General features: G+C 70.1%; 18 protein-coding genes. 11 read left to right on the top strand and 7 right to left on the bottom strand.

Translation table 11 applies throughout. The features are described from left to right. Positions 1-22 precede the first annotated feature (22 nt). The 4 genes from RCP38_RS02965 to RCP38_RS02950 are packed head-to-tail and all read left to right on the top strand — an operon-like array spanning position 23 to position 1,953. Complete coding sequence (locus RCP38_RS02965; RefSeq protein ID WP_308475518.1) at positions 23-295, top strand: type II toxin-antitoxin system Phd/YefM family antitoxin; 273 nt, start codon at positions 23-25, stop codon at positions 293-295. Further along, positions 295-693 (top strand): type II toxin-antitoxin system VapC family toxin, encoded by a 399-nt coding sequence (locus RCP38_RS02960; protein ID WP_308475517.1) that lies wholly within the window; start codon positions 295-297, stop codon positions 691-693. Before RCP38_RS02965 ends, RCP38_RS02960 begins: the two co-directional genes overlap by 1 nt. Positions 694-731: 38 nt before the next feature. Then, positions 732-1,040 (top strand): hypothetical protein, encoded by a 309-nt coding sequence (locus RCP38_RS02955; protein ID WP_308475515.1) that lies wholly within the window; start codon positions 732-734, stop codon positions 1,038-1,040. Between the two features lie 46 nt (positions 1,041-1,086). After that, complete coding sequence (locus RCP38_RS02950) at positions 1,087-1,953, top strand: NYN domain-containing protein (RefSeq protein ID WP_308475513.1); 867 nt, start codon at positions 1,087-1,089, stop codon at positions 1,951-1,953. Here RCP38_RS02950 and RCP38_RS02945 read toward each other — a convergent pair. Next, positions 1,950-3,590, bottom strand: a complete 1,641-nt coding sequence (locus RCP38_RS02945) for a peptide chain release factor 3 (RefSeq protein ID WP_308475512.1) — start codon at positions 3,588-3,590, stop codon at positions 1,950-1,952. The two genes, RCP38_RS02950 and RCP38_RS02945, sit on opposite strands and share 4 nt — an antisense overlap. A 71-nt stretch (positions 3,591-3,661) precedes the next feature. Between RCP38_RS02945 and RCP38_RS02940 the strand changes: the two genes are divergently transcribed. Continuing rightward, positions 3,662-5,080 (top strand): SDR family NAD(P)-dependent oxidoreductase, encoded by a 1,419-nt coding sequence (locus RCP38_RS02940; RefSeq protein ID WP_308475511.1) that lies wholly within the window; start codon positions 3,662-3,664, stop codon positions 5,078-5,080. A 12-nt stretch (positions 5,081-5,092) separates the two neighbouring features. On the opposite strand, the gene RCP38_RS02935 is transcribed toward RCP38_RS02940, so the two are convergent. From RCP38_RS02935 to RCP38_RS02920, 4 genes are read right to left on the bottom strand one after another with little or no spacing between them, the layout of a single operon-like run. Next, entirely contained in the window at positions 5,093-5,929 is an 837-nt protein-coding gene (locus RCP38_RS02935) for an SDR family oxidoreductase (protein ID WP_308475510.1), read from the bottom strand. Further along, the gene (locus tag RCP38_RS02930) at positions 5,926-6,414 is read right to left on the bottom strand and encodes a nuclear transport factor 2 family protein (RefSeq protein WP_308475509.1); all 489 of its coding nucleotides are present in this window, start codon (positions 6,412-6,414) and stop codon (positions 5,926-5,928) included. The genes RCP38_RS02935 and RCP38_RS02930 overlap by 4 nt, the downstream gene beginning before the upstream one ends. Positions 6,415-6,469: 55 nt before the next feature. Continuing rightward, positions 6,470-8,113 (bottom strand): nuclease-related domain-containing DEAD/DEAH box helicase, encoded by a 1,644-nt coding sequence (locus RCP38_RS02925; protein ID WP_308475507.1) that lies wholly within the window; start codon positions 8,111-8,113, stop codon positions 6,470-6,472. Positions 8,114-8,164: 51 nt separating this feature from the next. Next, complete coding sequence (locus RCP38_RS02920) at positions 8,165-8,299, bottom strand: hypothetical protein (RefSeq protein ID WP_308475506.1); 135 nt, start codon at positions 8,297-8,299, stop codon at positions 8,165-8,167. Positions 8,300-8,630: 331 nt separating this feature from the next. Between RCP38_RS02920 and RCP38_RS02915 the strand changes: the two genes are divergently transcribed. The 5 genes from RCP38_RS02915 (at position 8,631) to RCP38_RS02895 (ending at position 12,748) form a co-directional block, all read left to right on the top strand. Then, positions 8,631-9,404: a chymotrypsin family serine protease gene (locus RCP38_RS02915; RefSeq protein WP_308475505.1), complete on the top strand. Its 774-nt coding sequence runs from the start codon at positions 8,631-8,633 to the stop codon at positions 9,402-9,404. A 117-nt stretch (positions 9,405-9,521) separates the two neighbouring features. After that, on the top strand, positions 9,522-9,791 hold the full coding sequence (locus tag RCP38_RS02910) for a sigma factor-like helix-turn-helix DNA-binding protein (protein ID WP_308475504.1): 270 nt from the start codon (positions 9,522-9,524) through the stop codon (positions 9,789-9,791). Continuing rightward, on the top strand, positions 9,788-11,428 hold the full coding sequence (locus RCP38_RS02905; protein WP_308475502.1) for a carotenoid oxygenase family protein: 1,641 nt from the start codon (positions 9,788-9,790) through the stop codon (positions 11,426-11,428). The genes RCP38_RS02910 and RCP38_RS02905 overlap by 4 nt, the downstream gene beginning before the upstream one ends. A gap of 118 nt (positions 11,429-11,546) precedes the next feature. Beyond that, positions 11,547-12,038 carry a sigma-70 family RNA polymerase sigma factor gene (locus RCP38_RS02900; RefSeq protein WP_308477035.1) on the top strand — a complete coding sequence of 164 codons (492 nt, stop codon included), beginning with the start codon at positions 11,547-11,549 and terminating at the stop codon, positions 12,036-12,038. Continuing rightward, positions 12,035-12,748: an anti-sigma factor family protein gene (locus tag RCP38_RS02895; protein ID WP_308475500.1), complete on the top strand. Its 714-nt coding sequence runs from the start codon at positions 12,035-12,037 to the stop codon at positions 12,746-12,748. The genes RCP38_RS02900 and RCP38_RS02895 overlap by 4 nt, the downstream gene beginning before the upstream one ends. Positions 12,749-12,752: 4 nt before the next feature. On the opposite strand, the gene RCP38_RS02890 is transcribed toward RCP38_RS02895, so the two are convergent. Both RCP38_RS02890 and RCP38_RS02885 read right to left on the bottom strand, forming a co-directional pair. Further along, entirely contained in the window at positions 12,753-13,772 is a 1,020-nt protein-coding gene (locus tag RCP38_RS02890) for an NAD(P)/FAD-dependent oxidoreductase (protein WP_308475498.1), read from the bottom strand. Next, on the bottom strand, positions 13,769-14,269 hold the full coding sequence (locus RCP38_RS02885) for an isoprenylcysteine carboxyl methyltransferase family protein (RefSeq protein ID WP_308477034.1): 501 nt from the start codon (positions 14,267-14,269) through the stop codon (positions 13,769-13,771). The genes RCP38_RS02890 and RCP38_RS02885 overlap by 4 nt, the downstream gene beginning before the upstream one ends. Before the next feature lie 209 nt (positions 14,270-14,478). Between RCP38_RS02885 and RCP38_RS02880 the strand changes: the two genes are divergently transcribed. Further along, complete coding sequence (locus tag RCP38_RS02880; RefSeq protein WP_308475497.1) at positions 14,479-16,815, top strand: MMPL family transporter; 2,337 nt, start codon at positions 14,479-14,481, stop codon at positions 16,813-16,815. Positions 16,816-16,846 lie beyond the last annotated feature (31 nt).

The raw sequence follows: 16,846 nt of genomic DNA, 5'->3' as shown, positions 1-16,846 counted from the left end.
AAAACGGTAGTACACTTCAGGGATGGCCGAGGTGCCGATCCGCGAGCTCAATCAGAACACCGCCGGCGTCCTGGCACGCGTCAAGCGGGGAGAAGCCCTCGACATCACCGAGCGGGGAACGGTGATCGCCCGCCTTGTCCCCGCCCAAGACAGTCCACTAACCGAGATGATCACGGCTGGGCTGCTTCATCCGGCGACCGTCAGCGGGCCGGTGCCTCGCCCAACGGGCCCGATTCGCACTGACCACGAGGCAGGGGAACTACTCCGCGAGATGCGGGATGACGAGCGCTACTGATGCTGTATCTGGACACGTCGGCGCTGGTGAAGCTCATCCGGCGTGAGCCGGAAAGTGATTCGCTCGTCGATTGGCTCGCCACACGGGAGCCAACGCCCTGGGTGTCCTCAGCGCTCATCGAGGTCGAACTGCCTCGCGCTATCCGACGGGCGGAACCATCGTTGCTCGTCGACGTCCCGGCAATGCTGGCACGAGTCTCCCGATACGAGGTGAACGAGGTAGTTCGGGCCGCTGCGGCGGCATATCCCGACCCGATGCTGCGTTCACTCCACGCAATCCACCTAGCTACCGCCCGCACGATGTTCGGTGCCGATCTGACCGCGTTTGTCGCCTACGACACCCGACTGCTCGCCGCCGCCGCCGAACTCGGACTGTCGGTCATCGCCCCGGGCCGCTGACGACCGGGCCTGTCAGACCCCCGTCCTACCGTGAGGTCATGAGCAAGAGCAGAGGGTCCCAGGGCGACGGTGCGCTTTTCGCGCTGCTGGTGGTGCTGGCACTGCTGTGGTGGCTGCGCTACCTGATCCTGGCCGCCGCGGCGGTCGCCGCGCTGGTGTTCGCGATCCGCTGGCTCATCCAGGCTTACGCGGCGCATCGTGCCGCCGAACAGGAACGCCACGATGCCCTGCGGCTGCGCGCCGAGGTGCAGAACGCCCAAGTGCTGCGCGGGGATCCGCACGGCTTCTACGGCCAGTACCCGCTGCCGGATCCGGAGTTGATCCCCCGCTGGTACCGGGCCGGGTGAATCCCCCACCCTGTCGCCGCGCCGCCCGGTCGGCCACACTGGACCCATGACGGAATCCGGCGACACCCGCGTCGCGGTCTACCTCGACTTCGACAACATCGTGATCTCCCGCTATGACCAGGTCAACGGCCGCAACTCCTTTCAGAAGGACAAGTCCAAGGGCCTGGCGAAGCAGCCGGAACGCCTGGCCCGGGCCACCGTGGACGTCGGGGCGATCATCGATTTCGCGTCGTCGTTCGGCACCCTGGTCCTCACCCGCGCCTACGCCGATTGGTCGGCGGAGGTCAACACCGGCTACCGCGCGCAACTGGTGGGACGCGCGGTCGACCTGGTGCAGTTGTTCCCGGCGGCCGCCTACGGCAAGAACGGCGCCGATATCCGGCTGGCCGTCGACGCGGTCGAGGACATGTTCCGGCTGCCGGATCTGACCCACGTGGTGATCGTGGCCGGTGACTCCGACTACATCGCCCTGGCCCAACGCTGTAAACGCTTGGGCCGCTACGTCGTCGGGATCGGGGTGGCCGGCTCCACCAGTCGCGCCCTGGCCGCGGCCTGCGACGACTTCGTCAGCTACGACGCGCTGCCCGGGGTGCCGGCCGTCGAGCCCGCCCCGGCCGAAGCCGAACCCAAGCAGCGCAGCCGCCAGGCCAAGGCCGAACCCGAGGAGCCGCAACCGGATCCGCTGGACACCGCGACCGGACTACTCACCCGCGCCCTGCGGATCGGGATGGAGAAGGACGACGGCGAGTGGCTGCACAATTCGGCGGTCAAGGCCCAGATGAAGCGGATGGATCCGTCGTTCAGCGAGAAAGCGCTGGGCTACAAGTCGTTCAGCGATTTCCTGCGGTCGTATTCCGACCTGGTGGAGTTGGACGAGAGTTCGACGACGCGGCTGGTGCGGCTGCGCGGTTAGCCTTCGGCGGCCACCAGGGAGCGCAGCTTCACCTCGGGGTGGTCGCGCACAAAGCCCTGCAGCAGCCATTTGGTGTTGAACAGCACCAGGTGCACCCCGTCGGTGCGGGTCATCACTTCGGCCAGCGCCTGCTTGGCGACGATCTCGGCGCCGTCGGCGTCGACGATCCGCGCCACCTGGTACGGCAGCGGTTCCAGTGAGATCGGGGCACCCATCTCGGTGGCCATCCGATGGGCGGCCACCTCGAACTGCATCGGCCCGACCGCGGCCAGCACCGGGGCCTGCTCGCCGCGCCGGTCGGAGAACAGCACCTGGACCACACCCTCCTGGTCCAGTTGCTCGATGCCGCGGCGGAACTGCTTGTGCTTGCTCGGGTCGGTGTTGCGTGCCACCGAGAAATGCTCGGGCGAGAAGCTGGGGATCGGCGGATACTGCACGGGCACATCGCAATACAGTGTGTCGCCGGGGCGCAGCACGGCGGCGTTGGCCAACCCGATCACATCCCCGGGCCAGGCGGTGTCCAGGGTGGCGCGCTGCTGGCCGAAGACCGACTGGGCGTATTTGGTGACGAACGGTTTGCCGGTGGCGCCGTGCGTCAGCACGTCACCGCGCTCGAAGGTGCCCGAGTACACCCGTGCGAACGCGATCCGGTCGCGGTGGGCGGTGTCCATGCCGGCCTGCACCTTGAACACGAACGCGCTGAACGGCGCATCGGTGGCGCGCCGGGCGCCGTCGACGTCCGTCGCCCCGTTGGGCGGGGGCGCCAGTTCGGCGAGCACGTCGAGCAGCTGGTTCACCCCGAAGTTCAACGCCGCCGAGGTGAACAGCACCGGGGTCGATTCGCAGCCCAGGAAGCCGTCGCGGTCGAAGTCGGAGCCGTCTGCGGACAGCAGTTCGGACTCCTCGACCGCGGTGTCCCAGTCGCTGCCGGCCGCGGCTTGGGCGTCGGCGGCGGCGAAGTGCTGCTCGGGGGCGGCGGTGGCGCCGCCGGCGGTGCGAGTGAACCGGATGAAGTTGCCGGTCCGGCGGTCCAGCACCCCGTCGAATTCCCCGGCGATGCCGACCGGCCAGGTCAGCGGGGTGGGCCGCAACCCGATCCGCTCGGCGATCTCGTCCATCAATTCCAGGGCGTGCCGGCCGGGCCGGTCCCACTTGTTGATCACGGTGATGATCGGGATTCGGCGGTGCCGGCACACCTGGAACAGTTTGAGGGTCTGCGGCTCCAGGCCTTTGGCGGCGTCGATCAGCATCACCGCGGAGTCCACCGCGGTCAGCACCCGGTAGGTGTCCTCGGAGAAGTCGGCGTGGCCGGGGGTGTCGAGCAGGTTGATGACGCAGTCCTGGCCGGCGCTGCTGCGGTAGGGGAACTGCAGTGCGGTCGAGGTGATGGAGATGCCGCGGGCCTTCTCCATCTCCATCCAGTCCGAGACGGTGGCACGCCGGCCGGATTTGCCGTGCACGGCGCCGGCTTCGGTGATGGCCTTGGCATGCAGCACCAACGCCTCGGTCAAGGTGGACTTACCGGCGTCGGGGTGGCTGATGACGGCGAAGGTTCTGCGGCGGGCTGCTTCGGCGGAGATCCGGGCGGCTTGCGGCGCAGTGGCGACCGTCGGGGATTCCACAGCGTTCTCGCTCATTGCGTCAGGCAGTGTATTGGTCGATCTGGGCAGATCGTTAATCGAGCGCTCGGCCCGATACCCTTCCAGACGTGACCGAGATCGACCCGGAAAGACTGGCCACCTGCCTGCAGGTGCTCGCCGAGGTCGACTCGCTGCCCCCGGACCACCCCGACGCGCTGGCGGTGCGCCGGGCCACCGGGCGGATGTTCAAAGCGCTGAAGAAGGCCCGCCGGACCGCTAAACGCGACGCGGTGGCCGCCGCCGACCAGGCCGTCATCGCCGCCACCGCCACCGGGGCGCCGGGCCGGATCGACGACGAGACGCAGGGCATTCCGCTGGTGTCGTCGGCTGTCGGGGCGTCGGCGGGCACCTTGCTGCGCTCGCAGGCCTGCTACATCTGCAAAACCCACTACACGCAGGTCGACGCGTTCTATCACCAGCTCTGCCCGGACTGCGCCGCGATGAGCCGGGCCAAGCGGGACGCCCGCACCGACCTCACCGGCCGTCGTGCCCTGCTGACCGGGGGGCGCGCCAAGATCGGCATGTACATCGCGCTGCGGCTGCTGCGCGACGGCGCCCACACCACCGTCACCACGCGTTTCCCGAACGACGCGGTGCGTCGCTTCGCCGCGATGCCCGACAGCGGCGACTGGCTGCACCGCCTGCAGGTGGTGGGTATCGACCTGCGGGACCCGGCCCAGGTCGTCGCGTTGGCCGACACGGTGGCCGCGCAGGGCCCGCTGGACATTTTGATCAACAACGCCGCCCAGACGGTGCGGCGCGCACCCGGCTCCTATGCCGCCCTGGTCGAGGCCGAACGCACCCCGTCGAACGAGCTGGTGGACGTGATCACCTTCGACCACGTCAGCGACGCCCATCCGGCGGCCCTGGCCGGCAGCCTGGCCGAACACCAGACCCCGCACGCGTTGACCGAGCTGGCGCTGACCGCCCGCAGCGCCTCCCCGCAGCGCATCGCCGCCGGTATCGCCGTGGACGCCGGCGGGCTGCTGCCCGATACCGCGTCGGTGAACAGCTGGACGCAGCGGGTGCACGAGGTGGACGCCCTGGAGCTGCTCGAAGTGCAGCTGTGCAATCAGACCGCACCGTTCATCCTGGTCAGCCGGCTGCGGCCGGCGATGGCGGCGGCCGCGGCCCGGCGTAAGTACGTGGTGAACGTCTCGGCGATGGAGGGCCAGTTCAGCCGCCAGTACAAGGGCCCGGGGCATCCGCACACCAATATGGCCAAGGCCGCGTTGAACATGCTGACCCGCACCAGTGCCGCGGAGATGCTGGAGTCCGACGGGATCCTGATGACCGCGGTGGACACCGGTTGGATCACCGACGAGCGGCCGCATCCCACCAAGCTCCGGTTGGCCGAGGAGGGGTTCCACGCCCCGCTGGATCTGGTCGACGGCGCCGCCCGCGTCTACGACCCGATCGTGCGCGGTGAAGCCGGGGAGGACCTCTACGGCTGTTTCCTCAAGGATTACGCGCCCAGTCCCTGGTAGCGCCCCGGGTCGCTAATACAGCGGGCCGCCGCCGAACAGTTCCCGGTGCGAGTCGGGCTGGTTGCCCGCGATGTCGGTGACGCCGTAATCCAGTGCGGCCTCGGCGGTGATCAGGGTGTGCCCGCTGCGGGCGCCGATGTCGGGGTCGTCGGCCAGCGCGGCGATGACGCGGCCGATGAACTCCGGGGTTTCGGCGTTGGCCAGCGGATAGCCCTGGAAGTTGTCCAGGCCGCGGTCCATGAAGCCCTGCATGACTTCGTTGCGCACCAGCCCGGGCCACAGCGACACCGTGCTCACCCCGGTGCCGGACAGTTCCACGGCCATGTCGGCGGCCATCTTGTCCAGCCCGGCCTTGGACATGCCGTAGAGCACCGAGTGCAGGTGCCCGCGGGTGCCGAACGAGGAGATGTTGGCGATCAGGCCGGTGCCGCGGGGCACCATCAGCTGGGCGGCGTGCACCGCGGCGACGTAGTGGGCGCGCAGGCCGACCCCGATCAGCGGATCCCAGTCCGACAGTGGGCGCTGCCAGAACTTCTCGGTGAATCCGGCGAAGCCTTCGGGCGCGGCCCACACGTTGTTGACCAGTAGGTCGAGCCGGCCGTTCTGCTCGTCGGCGATGCGGGCGAACAGGGCGGCGATCGCGGCGTCGTCGCGGTGGTCGCAGCGCACCGCGATGCCGCACCCGCCGCGTTCGGTGACGCCCGCGGCGGTCTCGTCGAGGGGGCCGCCGGTGCCTACCTCGCCGCGGGCGGTGACGTAGACGGTCCAGCCCGCCGAGCCCAGGGCCAGTGCGATGCCTTTGCCGACGCTGCGGCTGGCGCCGGTGACCAGCGCGATCCGGGTGCTCACTGGCCGACCTCCACCGTCGCGTCGCCGAGGGGGCGGGTGATCGCCCAGAGTTGCCGGAAGTGACTGCGGGCCATCTTCCACCGGCCGTCCTCGATCACGTAGTCGTCGTCGTAGTCACCGGTGAGCAGGCGTTCGGTGCGCTCGATCATGTTGAGCTGCCGGAATTTCAGTGTCCAGCGGCCGGTGGCGGTGCCGGGGCCGGTGAGGGTGATGTCGGGGTGCATGCCGTGGTGCATGTCCAGGATCACCGGTTTGCCGTCGACGGTGTGCAGGGCGATGCGCCGGAACACGGTCGCGAGTTTCTCCGCCTGGTCGGGTCCGCTGAAGCCGCCCAGCGGCCCGTAGTCGATGTCGGCGCCGTGGGCGATGAAGCAGGCGCGGAAGGTTTCGGGATCCTTGGCATCGCAGGCCCGGAAGTAGCGGTGTTTGAGGGCTTTGATCGCTTCGATCTGTTCGAGCGCGGTCAGGCGGTCCTCGAGGGTCATCGCTTGACGATAGTGCGCCGCCGCGGCGCGCCGGGCGGGTGCGTCGGCCGGTGGGTCAGCCGATGCCGAGTTTGTGGGCCAGGTCCGGGCCGCCGACCTCGACGATGAAATCCCGGTCACCGCAGACCACGAGTTGGTCGCGGGCCCGCGACAGCCCGACGTAGAGCCGTTCGCGTGCCCGCTCCACCGGTCCGCTGGCGTCGACGACGAGCACTACGGCTCGGCGTTCCAGTCCTTTGAACCCGAGCACGTGGCCGTAGAAGACCTGCTCGGCGTCCCAGAAGCTGTCCCAGTAGGCCTCGTTGCCCTGCTCCTGGCGGGCTACCTGTTCGGGGTGGCGGCTGCCGGTGGTCAGCAGTGCCACGTCTTCGGGCCGCCAGCCCTCCTCGAGCAGCTGCTCCACCTGGTCGTCGCCGACGTCGGCCGCCGACTCCCGGGTGCACGTCACGAACCGCACTTCGGGTCCGTCGGCGCCCAGGTAGCGGATCGGATGGTCCACCAGCGGCTGGAAGGTGGTCGCGATCTGCCGGGTGTTGCGCAGGTTGCGGTCGAGCACCAGCGGCACCAGCGGCACCGGAGGCGTGCCCTGCCGGTCGAACACCCGCTGCCCTTCGTCGCTGAACACGAACAGCCCGCCGGTCTCGTCGTCGCGCAGCGATGCCAGCACCGGATCCCACCAGGCGTCGGCGAAGTCCTGAGCCTCGTCGATCACCACGGCGTCGAAACGCTGCCCGTCGTCGAGGTGCTGCGCCAGTTCGAGCATCTGCTGCGGAAGCTCTTCTTCCCAGAACCGCACCGAGTCCTGGGACGGCGCCGGCCCGTCGGGTGCTCCCCACACCACGCCCAGGGAGTGGAACTCCCCGACGTAGGCGGGTCGCTGGCGCTGGCTCCACGTCGCGGTGAGCCGTTTGAGGTAGGACGCCAACCCGCGTGAATAACACAGCAGGGCAACGCGTTTGCCTTCATTGGATAGCCGTCTCGCCTGTTCGACGGCCAGGTAGGTCTTGCCGCTTCCGGCGCTGCCGCGCACCTGGACGCGATTGAGCAGCCGGATGGCTTCCAGGATCACCGCCTGCTGTTCGGTGAGGGCGTCGGCGGCACTGTCGTTCGCCAACGCCCGGGCGACCACGTCACGCTGGGGCAATCCGCGGCCGCCGAGGACGGTGCGGAACTGCGCGATGCCCACATCGGTGAGCAGCGGCCGGTCCAGTTCTTGGCGGATCAGCACGTGCCGCAGCCGGGACACCAGTTGCGGCAGCTCGTTGCGATCGACGACCTTCCAGCGCGGACAGTCCGGCAGGTCGAAGTCGTCGGGCAGTTCGGCGTGCGGCAACACCACCACGTGGTCCCAGCGCAGCCGGCCCTGCGTCCAGCGCGGGTCGTGCTCGACGTAGTCCCGCAGCGCGTAGCAGGCCCCGCGGACCTGGCGGACGGGTTCGATGTCGCACTGGCGGTTCCCCCGCAGCTGACGCCACCCGCGACCGTCGTGCCAGACTTCGCCGCCCTTGACCTCGATACAGATGATGCCGGCGCCCTCGATCGCGACGACGAAATCGGCCTCGTGATCTTTGAGATGGTCGGTGACGCGTTGGCCCGACACCACGACGTCGTCGGCTTGGAGCTGGTCGATCAACGCCCGATAGACGTGACGTTCCGATGGGCTGGCGAAGCGGGGCTGCGCGGGAAGCGAGACGGGCACGCCGACGAGACTGCCACGGCGCGCGGCCGCGGGTTCAGTTCGGGACGGCTATCAGCAGAGCCGGCCGGCGAAGAACGCCGCCGACACCAGTCCGACGCACACCGCCACGGTGCCCTGGCCCATCATGCTGGCACCGACGGTCGCAGTGGTTGCGGTGATACCCAAGGCACTCAGAAAGCCAGTCATCGCGGTCAGCTCCTGTGGTCGACGTCACTCACGTTTTTCAACGTGGTGTACACCACATCATAAGTCGACAAGAAAATCCAGTCTCGGCATCGCGCCGAATATCGGCCGTGTCGGTACCCGCCCGTGACCTGCGCGATTACCCAGAAATCCGGCATCGCGCGCGGGCCGCGCCGGCGGCCGGTTCGAGGCTCCCCGCGCCCCTCGCACACACTGCCGACACGGTTTTTTCACGGCCGATACTCAGTTTTTGGCCGTCCGGTGCACTCCGCTACCGGCCGGCGCGGCGACGCGACCCCTGCACGCCCCGGCCGCGCTCGGTACCGTTGCCGAAGTGGCCGCCCTCCGACGACCCCCGCTCCGTTCCCTGCTGATGCGCCTGGCCGTGGTGGCCGCCGCCGCGGTCGTTATCGCCGGCCTGGTGTGGGCCACCCACGCCCCCGCCGTGCGCCAACTGGTCCCGCTGCCCACCGCCGAGGCCATCGGCCCCGGCGTCGGCATCAAGGTCGGCTTCGCCGACGGGTCGGAGACCACCGGCTGCACCGCGGGGTTCCTGGTCCACACCGACACCGGCCAACCGGGCCTGCTGTCGGCCGGGCACTGCAACAAGCCGGGCGGCCCCGGCGCGGTGTCGGTCCGCCACGGCGGCATCTACCCGACGGTGGGCACCTTCACCGAGACCCGTTACAGCGGCAGCGACTGGGACCACGTCGACATCGGTCTCATCACCCTCGACGATCCGGACAAGATCCCGCTGACACCGCAGGTCGACGGGCGTGCGGTGGCCGGACTTGCCGGCCGGGTGGCCATCGGGGACACCCTGTGCCACTTGGGGATCCGCAGCGGGGAACCGGTGTGCGGGCCGGTGACCCGCGGTGACGACAACAAGGTGCGGTTCGCCGCGACCGACAACTGCGGCGATTCCGGCGGCCCGGTGTACCGGGTGCGGCCCGACGGCGCCGTCGACGCCGTCGGGGTGCTGCTGGGGGCCGCCGACGGTGCCGATCCGGCGCAGACCTGCGCAGCGGCCAACGAGTATTCGGTGGCGCAGCTGATCAAACCGTGGCTGACGGCCTGGGAGCTGACGTTGGTCACCGCGGCGCCGTAAAAAACCCGCTACCCCCGCCGCCGCGGGCGCGGCACACTGGAAGCCGGGCCCAGCCCCTCCCCACAACGACGTGAACCGAACGGGCGGCCGCCTCGTATCCCGTCCGGGAGGTTGGGGATGGATTTCGGCAGCAACGCCAGCAGCGGCGGCGGGCCTGCGGGCCGTGCCGGTGACGGAGCCGCACCGAATCGCGCCATGCTGGCCGGCGCGATCGCGCAGCTCACCGTCGACCAGCGCGAGATATTGCGTCGGGCCTATTTCTACCGTTGGAGCACCGAGCGGATCGCCGCCGATCTGGGCATCACCGAATGCAGCGTGAAGACCCACCTGCACAGTGGTCTTCGAGCCGTGTACGCAGCACTGCAAGCAATGGGAGCGGTCCTATGACGACGTCTCATAACGAGTACGCCCTGTGGGATGCCGCCTACGTGCTGGGCGCGCTGTCGGCCGCCGACCATCTCGCGTTCGAGATGCACCTGGGCGAATGCCCGCTGTGCCGCGACGCGGTCTCGGACCTGTCGACGGTGCCCGACGCGCTCGCACTGCTCGATCACGACGACGTGGCCGGCACGGGTGACCGGTGCACCGATCTGGTGGGTGCCACGTCGGCCACCTCGGCCCCGTCGATCGGTGTCGCCGGCTGGGCGCGCGACCTGCCGGGCCCGGCCCGCGGGGGCCGCGCCGCGGTGGCAGTCATTCAGCCGCCGGAGACGGTGATGCCGGTCTTCCGCACCGCCAACTACGCGCCGGTCCCCGACGAATTATCCGCCTTCGACCTTCCGGTGCAGGGCGCGATTCCGGCGGAGTTGAACGGCTGGTATCTGCGCAACGGCCCCAACCCGCGCCGGTCGAACGGGCACTGGTGCACCGGCGACGGCATGGTGCACGGCATCCGGCTGGAGAACGGCCGGGCGGCCTGGTACCGCAACCGCTGGGTGCGCACCGAGGGTTTCGACCGGTCACCGGGGCGGTTCGACGCCGACGGCAACCGGCGCTCCAGCGTCGCCACCACTCACGTCATCCGGCACGCCGGGCGCACCCTGGCGCTGATGGACACCTCGCTGCCCTACGAACTCAGCGACGACCTGGCCACCCTGGGGGTCTATGACTTCGACGGGAAGTTGGCCGACCCGATGTCGGCGCACCCCAAGATCTGCCCGGTCACCGGTGAACTGCATTTCTTCGGCCACGGCGGCCTTGCCGACCCGCACGTCAACTATTACCGGGCCGACGCCGACGGTGTCCTGACGGTGCGGCGCCCCATCGACGTGCCGGGGCTGACGCTGATGCACGACTTCGCGTTGACCGCCGAGCACGTGGTGTTCATGGACCTGCCGCTGGTGTTCGACCCGTGGGTGGCCCGCACCCGGCACAGTGACCGGGATCTGCCCTACCGCTGGGACGACGGCTACGGCGCCCGGCTGGGTGTGCTGCGCCGCGAGGACCCCTACGGTCCGGTGTGCTGGTTCGACATCGACCCCTGCTACGTCTTCCACATCGCCAACGCCTTCGACGTGACCGGCGCCGGCGGGAACAAGATCGTCATGCAGGTGGTGCGGTACCCGGAGATGTGGCGCCACAGCAGCGATTTCGAGACCGAGGCGGCACTGTGGCGCTGGACCATCGACCTGGATTCCGGGGCGGTGACCGAGGATCAGCTCGATGACCGCGGTATCGAGTTCCCCCGCGTCGATGACCGGCTGGTGGGCGCCGACGCCCAGTACGCGGTCGCGGTCTCCGACGACGGCCTGGTGCGCTACGACCTGGCCCGCGGCGGCGCGCAGGTGCACCGGTTCGGTGTCAACGGCGCGGCCGGCACCCCCGATGAGGCGGTGTTCGCGCCGGCGCCCGGCCACACCGACGAGTCGGCGGGCTGGTATCTGAGCTACGTCTACAGCCCGGTGCGGGAATGCAGCGAGCTGGTGATCCTCGACGCCGCGCAGTTCGATGCCGAACCCGTCGCTCGGGTCGGGTTGCCGCGGCGTGTCCCGCACGGCTTCCACGGCAGTTGGATCCCGGACTGAATCCGGCGAGACGTTGCGCATCGACGGTGAACCGGGTGGGTTTCCGCGTCGTGTCCTTGGGCAGGAGGTGATCACCGTGCCTCGGATCGGTATCGCGCCGGATCGCGAAGCCGCCTTGATGAAGGCGCTCTACGACGAGCATGCGGCCATGCTGTGGCGTTACGCGCTGCGCTTGACCGGCGATGCCGGCCGGGCCGAGGACGTCGTTCAGGAGACCCTGTTGCGGGCCTGGCAGCACCCGGAGGTCACCGCCGACGCCGGTCGTTCCCCGCGGGCCTGGCTGTGCACGGTGGCCCGCAACATGATCATCGACGAACATCGCAGCGCCACGTCGCGTCACGTGGTCGCCTCACTGGACACCACCGGCGCACCCGAGCAGTCCACCCGGGACGAGGTGGACACCGCACTGGACCGGATGCTGATCGCCGACGCGATGGCCGGGCTGTCGGCCGAACACCGGGCCGTGATCGAACGGGCCTACTACCGCGGGTGGAGCACCGCCCAGATCGCCCGCGACCTCGAGATCGCCGATGGGACGGTGAAATCCCGCCTGCACTATGCGGTGCGGGCGCTGCGACTCGCCCTGCAGGAGATGGGGGTGACCCGATGACCGCGCCGCGCAAGCACCCGCTTGCCACCACACCGGCCGAGGGCGGTCACCGCTACGCGATGTGGGATGCGGCCTACGTGCTGGGTTCGCTGTCGGCGGCCGACCGCCGCGAATACGAGGACCACCTCGCCGACTGCCCGCAGTGCCGGGCCGCGGTCACCGAGATCAGCGGGGTGCCCGCCCTGCTGTCGCAACTCGACGGTCCCGGCGTGGCCGCGATCGACGACGACGCACCGGCCGCGGCGCCGGATCTGCTGGCGTCGCTGGTGACCGAGGTCCGCCGGCGGCGGCGACGCACCCGGGTGCTGGCCTGGGCACTGGGTGCCGCGGCGGCCGCGGTGCTGGGCATCGGTGTGCTGATCGGGGTCGGCGGTCCGGGCCGCGCACCCGGCCCGGTCCCCGAGGCGCTGCCGATGACGCAGGTCGGCACCACCTCCCTGGCGTCGACGGTGGCGGTGCGCGACGAATCCTGGGGCAGCTACATCGATTTGAGCTGCATCTGCCTGGCCCCGATCGGCGCCCACCACGACACGCTGGCGCTGGTGGTGGTGGGCCGCGACGGCGCCACCACCCGGCTGGCGACCTGGGTCGCCGAACCCGGGCGCACCGCCACCCCCGCGGGCAGCATCTCCACCCCGTCCGATCAGATCGCCGCGGTGCAGATCGTCTCCGCCGACAGCGGCCAGCTGCTGCTGGAGCGCACCCTGTAGACCGTCAGTGCGCCAGCAGATGTACCGCACGGTCGAACACCGCGGGCAGGGCGCACGCGGCGGGAACCACGGCCCGACGGGTCGGGCCCCACGCGCCGGCCAGCACCAGCCCGCGGGTGAGCAACCGGTAGCGGCGCGTGACGGTGCGCCAGGCGCGTTCGTAGGACGCCGGGGCGTCGTCGACGATCGCGCCGATCGCCGCCTCGGCCTGTTTGACGGCCAGGCTGATCCCCTCCCCGGTCAGGGCGTCTTCGTAGCCGGCGGCGTCGCCGACCAGCAGCACCCGGCCGGCCACGCGGCGCTCCACCACCTGCCGCAGCGGGCCGCAGCCGCGGGCCGGCCCGCAGGGCACGGCACCGAGGCGGGCCTGCAACTGCGGGAACCAGTCGAGCTGCGGGCGTCGGGTGGACAGGATCGCCACCCCCACCAAGTCGGGTTCCACCGGTGTCACGTAGGCCTCGCCCCACGGCGACCAGTGCACTTCGACGGATTCCGACCAGGCCGGCAGCCGGTAGTGCCGGCGCAGCCCGTAGCGCCGGGGGGTGCCCGCCGCGCAGCCGATGCCGACCGCGCGTCGCACCGTGGAGTGCAGTCCGTCGGCGGCGATCAGCCAGCGGGCCCGAATGCCGGCGGCGGTGACGCCGTGGGTGTCCTGCTCGACGCGGTCGGCGCGGGTGGCGGTCCAGTCGACGTCGTGGTGTTTGGCCTGATCGGTCAGCGCGGCGTGCAAGGTGGTGCGCCGCACCCCGCGGCCCGGGCCGTCGCGGAACGCCGCGTCGACGCGGCGCGGGCCGTCGCAGTAGGCGATGCCGCGCAGCGGGATTCCGGCCGGGTCCACGCCCAGCGCCAGCAGGGCGGCCAGCCCGCCGGGCATCAGGCCCTCCCCGCAGGCCTTGTCGATGGGGCTGGCCCGCGGATCGGCGATTATCACCGAAAGTCCTTGCCGGCGTGCGTGTAACGCCGCGCCGAGGCCGCCCGGGCCGCCGCCGACCACCAGCAGGTCGGTATCGAAGCCGGCGGTCACCGGTACCCCAGTGCGGCGTTCTCCACCCGGATCCGTTCCCGCAGCACCGCCGCATTGGCCAGGCCGAACCAGAGCGCGGTCAGCCACGCGGTGTGGATCAGGGGCAGCGCCAACCCCTCGAGGACCACGGCCACATAGTTGGGATGCCGCAGCCACCGGTAGGGACCGCCGTGCACCAGCGGCGCGTCGGGCAGCACGATCACCATGGTGTTCCACCGTTTGCCCAGGGTCGCCACGCACCACCAGCGCAGCGCCTGGGCGGCCGCGGCCAGCGCGAGCATCGGCCAGCCCAGCCAGCCGATGAAGGGCCGGTGCAGCAGCGCCACTTCGGCCACACAGCTGACCAGCAGTGCGGTGTGGATGCTGACCATCACCGGGTAGTGCCGGTGGCCAAATTCGGTGCCGCCGTGGGCGAACGCCCAGCGCGCATGGTTTCTGGCCAGCGCCAGTTCGGCGAGCCGTTCGGCGCCCACCACCAGGATCAGCAGGTAGTACACCGCTACCGCCCGCACCGCAGGCGCGCGGCGGTGATCGTCGGGCACCTCGACGTGTTGTCCATATCGAGGGCACGATGCCGCCGCGGCGGCGGTTCAACCCGGCGGTTCGCCGGGCGAATCGGTGAACGTGCGGGCCGTCCGGCTCGTATCTTGTCGTTAGGGGTGCCAACGGCACCTCTGTCTGCTTGTTTCGGCGGAAGGGCATCGACGTGCTCCACCGGATCGCACTGCTCGCGCTGGCCGCCCCACGCCGGGTCCTGGCGGTGGCCGCACTGATCATGGTGGCCGCGGCGGTGTTCGGAATCCCGGTGGCCGACAAGCTGTCCGCGGGCGGTTTCCAGGACCCGAATTCCGAATCCGCCCGGGCGACGCAGTTGCTGACCGAGGAGTTCGGGCAGAGCGACCAGCAGTTGCTGCTGCTGGTGAGTTCCCCCGACGGCGTCGACGGCGAGCGGGCCCGGGCGGTCGGCACCGAACTCACCGAGGCGTTGCAGGCGTCGCCGCACGTCTTCAACGTGACCTCGCCGTGGACCGGCCCGCCGTCGGCCGCCGCCCGGTTGACCAGCCGCGACGGCGTATCGGGGCTGATCGTGGCGAATCTGCGCGGCGGCGAGAACGACGCGCAGAAGTACGCCCGCGACCTGGCCGATCAGCTAGCCGGCGACCGCGACGGGGTGACGGTGCAGGCCGGTGGCGGCGCGATGGTCTACGCCCAGATCAATCAGCAGAACCAGCACGATCTGTTGTTGATGGAGTCGATCGCGATCCCCTTCAGTTTCGTGGTGCTGGTGTGGGTGTTCGGCGGTCTGGTGGCGGCGGCGTTGCCGGTGCTGCTCGGCGGGCTGGCGATCGTCGGGTCGATGGCGGTGTTGCGGCTGATCACGCTGGGCACCGACGTGTCGATCTTCGCGATGAACCTGACCACCGCGATGGGGTTGGCGCTGGCGATCGACTACACGCTGTTGATCATCAACCGCTACCGCGACGAGCTGGCCGAGGGCGCCGCCGGTGATGCGGCGTTGCTGCGGACCATGACCACCGCGGGGCGCACCGTGGCGTTCTCGGCGGTCACCGTGGCGCTGTCGATGGCGGCGATGGCGTTGTTCCCGATGTATTTTCTGAAGTCGTTCGCCTACGCCGGGGTGGCGACGGTGACGTTCGTGGCGCTGGCGGCCATCGTGGTGACGCCGGCGGCCATCGCGTTGTTGGGGCCGCGGCTGGATGCGTGGGATCTGCACCGGCTGATCCGGCGGGTGCTGCGCCGGCCGGAGCCGATGGCGGTGCCGGTCGAGCAGGGATTCTGGTATCGGGCAACGCGATTCGTGTCCCGTCATGCGGTGCCGATCGGGTTGGCGGTGGTGACGCTACTGGTGGCGGCCGGAGTGCCGTTCCTCGGGGTGAAGTGGGGGTTCCCCGATGACCGGGTGCTGCCGACCTCGGCGTCGGCGCATCGGGTCGGCGATGCGCTGCGCGACCGGTTCGCCGACGGCTCCGACCGCGAGGTTCCGATCGTGGTCCGCGACGCCGACCTGGTGGCGCCCGCGGAGGTGGACCGCTATGCCGCGGCGTTGTCCCGGGTGCCGGACGTGTTGTCGGTGTCGGCACCCACCGGAACGTTCGTCGGCGGGGCCCGCGTCGGGGACCCCAGTGCGGCCGCCGGAGTCGCCGACGGCCAGGTGCTGTTGACCGTCTCCAGTTCCGCACCGCTGTTCTCCGAGGCGTCCGACACCCAGCTCGACCGGCTGCACGCGGTGCCGACGCCGGGGCGGCATCCGGTGCTGATGGGCGGGTTGGCGCAGCTCAACCGGGACAGCGTCGACGCGATCATCGATCGGTTGCCGCTGGTGTTGGGGTTGATCGCGGCGATCACGTTCGTGTTGCTGTTCTTGTTGACCGGCAGTGTGGTGATGCCGCTGAAAGCGTTGATCCTCAACGTGTTGTCGTTGTGCGCGGCGTTCGGCGCGCTGGTCTGGATCTTTCAGGACGGGCAGCTGGGGGCTTTCGGGACGACGCCGACCGGGATCCTGGTCGCCAACGTGCCGGTGCTGCTGTTCTGCATCTCGTTCGGCCTGTCGATGGACTACGAGGTGTTCCTGGTGTCCCGGATTCGGGAGTACTGGCTGGCGTCGGGTCGGACCCGCGCCGACAACGACGAGAGCGTGTCACTGGGGGTGGCCCATACCGCGCGGGTGATCACCGCGGCGGCGCTGATCATGTCGATCTCGTTCGCGGCGTTGATCGCCGCGCAGGTGTCGTTCATGCGGATGCTGGGGCTGGGGTTGACGCTGGCGGTGCTGGCCGACGCCACGTTGATCCGGATGGTGTTGGTGCCGGCGTTCATGCATCTGATGGGCCGCTGGAACTGGTGGGCTCCGGCGCCGTTGGCGCGGCTGGCGCAGCGCTTCGAGATCCGGGAGGACGGCGGTGGCGCGTCCGGCCGGCACGCCGCTCCCCCGGGCCGGCCGGCTCCGCAGGTGCCGGCCCGACACGGGGCGCATCGGGCTGCGCGGCACGCCCAGAAGCCGGTGTTCTCCACACCGGAGTGAACTCTGGCGATTCTCCGGCCAGGTGGCTGTG

This window comes from Mycolicibacter sp. MU0083 (genome assembly GCF_963378075.1).
Lineage (GTDB): Bacteria > Actinomycetota > Actinomycetes > Mycobacteriales > Mycobacteriaceae > Mycobacterium > Mycobacterium kokjensenii.
The sequence above is the reverse complement of the archived record's forward strand: the minus strand, read 5'-3'. Positions and strand labels throughout refer to the sequence as shown.

Coding starts and splice junctions, on each gene's coding strand:
- RCP38_RS02900 (WP_308477035.1), top strand. CDS start 11,547: ATGAAGGCGCTCTACGACGAGCATGCGGCCATGCTGTGGCGTTACGCG.
- RCP38_RS02960 (WP_308475517.1), top strand. CDS start 295: ATGCTGTATCTGGACACGTCGGCGCTGGTGAAGCTCATCCGGCGTGAG.
- RCP38_RS02920 (WP_308475506.1), bottom strand. CDS start 8,299: ATGACTGGCTTTCTGAGTGCCTTGGGTATCACCGCAACCACTGCGACC.
- RCP38_RS02945 (WP_308475512.1), bottom strand. CDS start 3,590: ATGAGCGAGAACGCTGTGGAATCCCCGACGGTCGCCACTGCGCCGCAA.
- RCP38_RS02950 (WP_308475513.1), top strand. CDS start 1,087: ATGACGGAATCCGGCGACACCCGCGTCGCGGTCTACCTCGACTTCGAC.
- RCP38_RS02955 (WP_308475515.1), top strand. CDS start 732: ATGAGCAAGAGCAGAGGGTCCCAGGGCGACGGTGCGCTTTTCGCGCTG.
- RCP38_RS02895 (WP_308475500.1), top strand. CDS start 12,035: ATGACCGCGCCGCGCAAGCACCCGCTTGCCACCACACCGGCCGAGGGC.
- RCP38_RS02930 (WP_308475509.1), bottom strand. CDS start 6,414: ATGACCCTCGAGGACCGCCTGACCGCGCTCGAACAGATCGAAGCGATC.
- RCP38_RS02910 (WP_308475504.1), top strand. CDS start 9,522: ATGGATTTCGGCAGCAACGCCAGCAGCGGCGGCGGGCCTGCGGGCCGT.
- RCP38_RS02905 (WP_308475502.1), top strand. CDS start 9,788: ATGACGACGTCTCATAACGAGTACGCCCTGTGGGATGCCGCCTACGTG.
- RCP38_RS02965 (WP_308475518.1), top strand. CDS start 23: ATGGCCGAGGTGCCGATCCGCGAGCTCAATCAGAACACCGCCGGCGTC.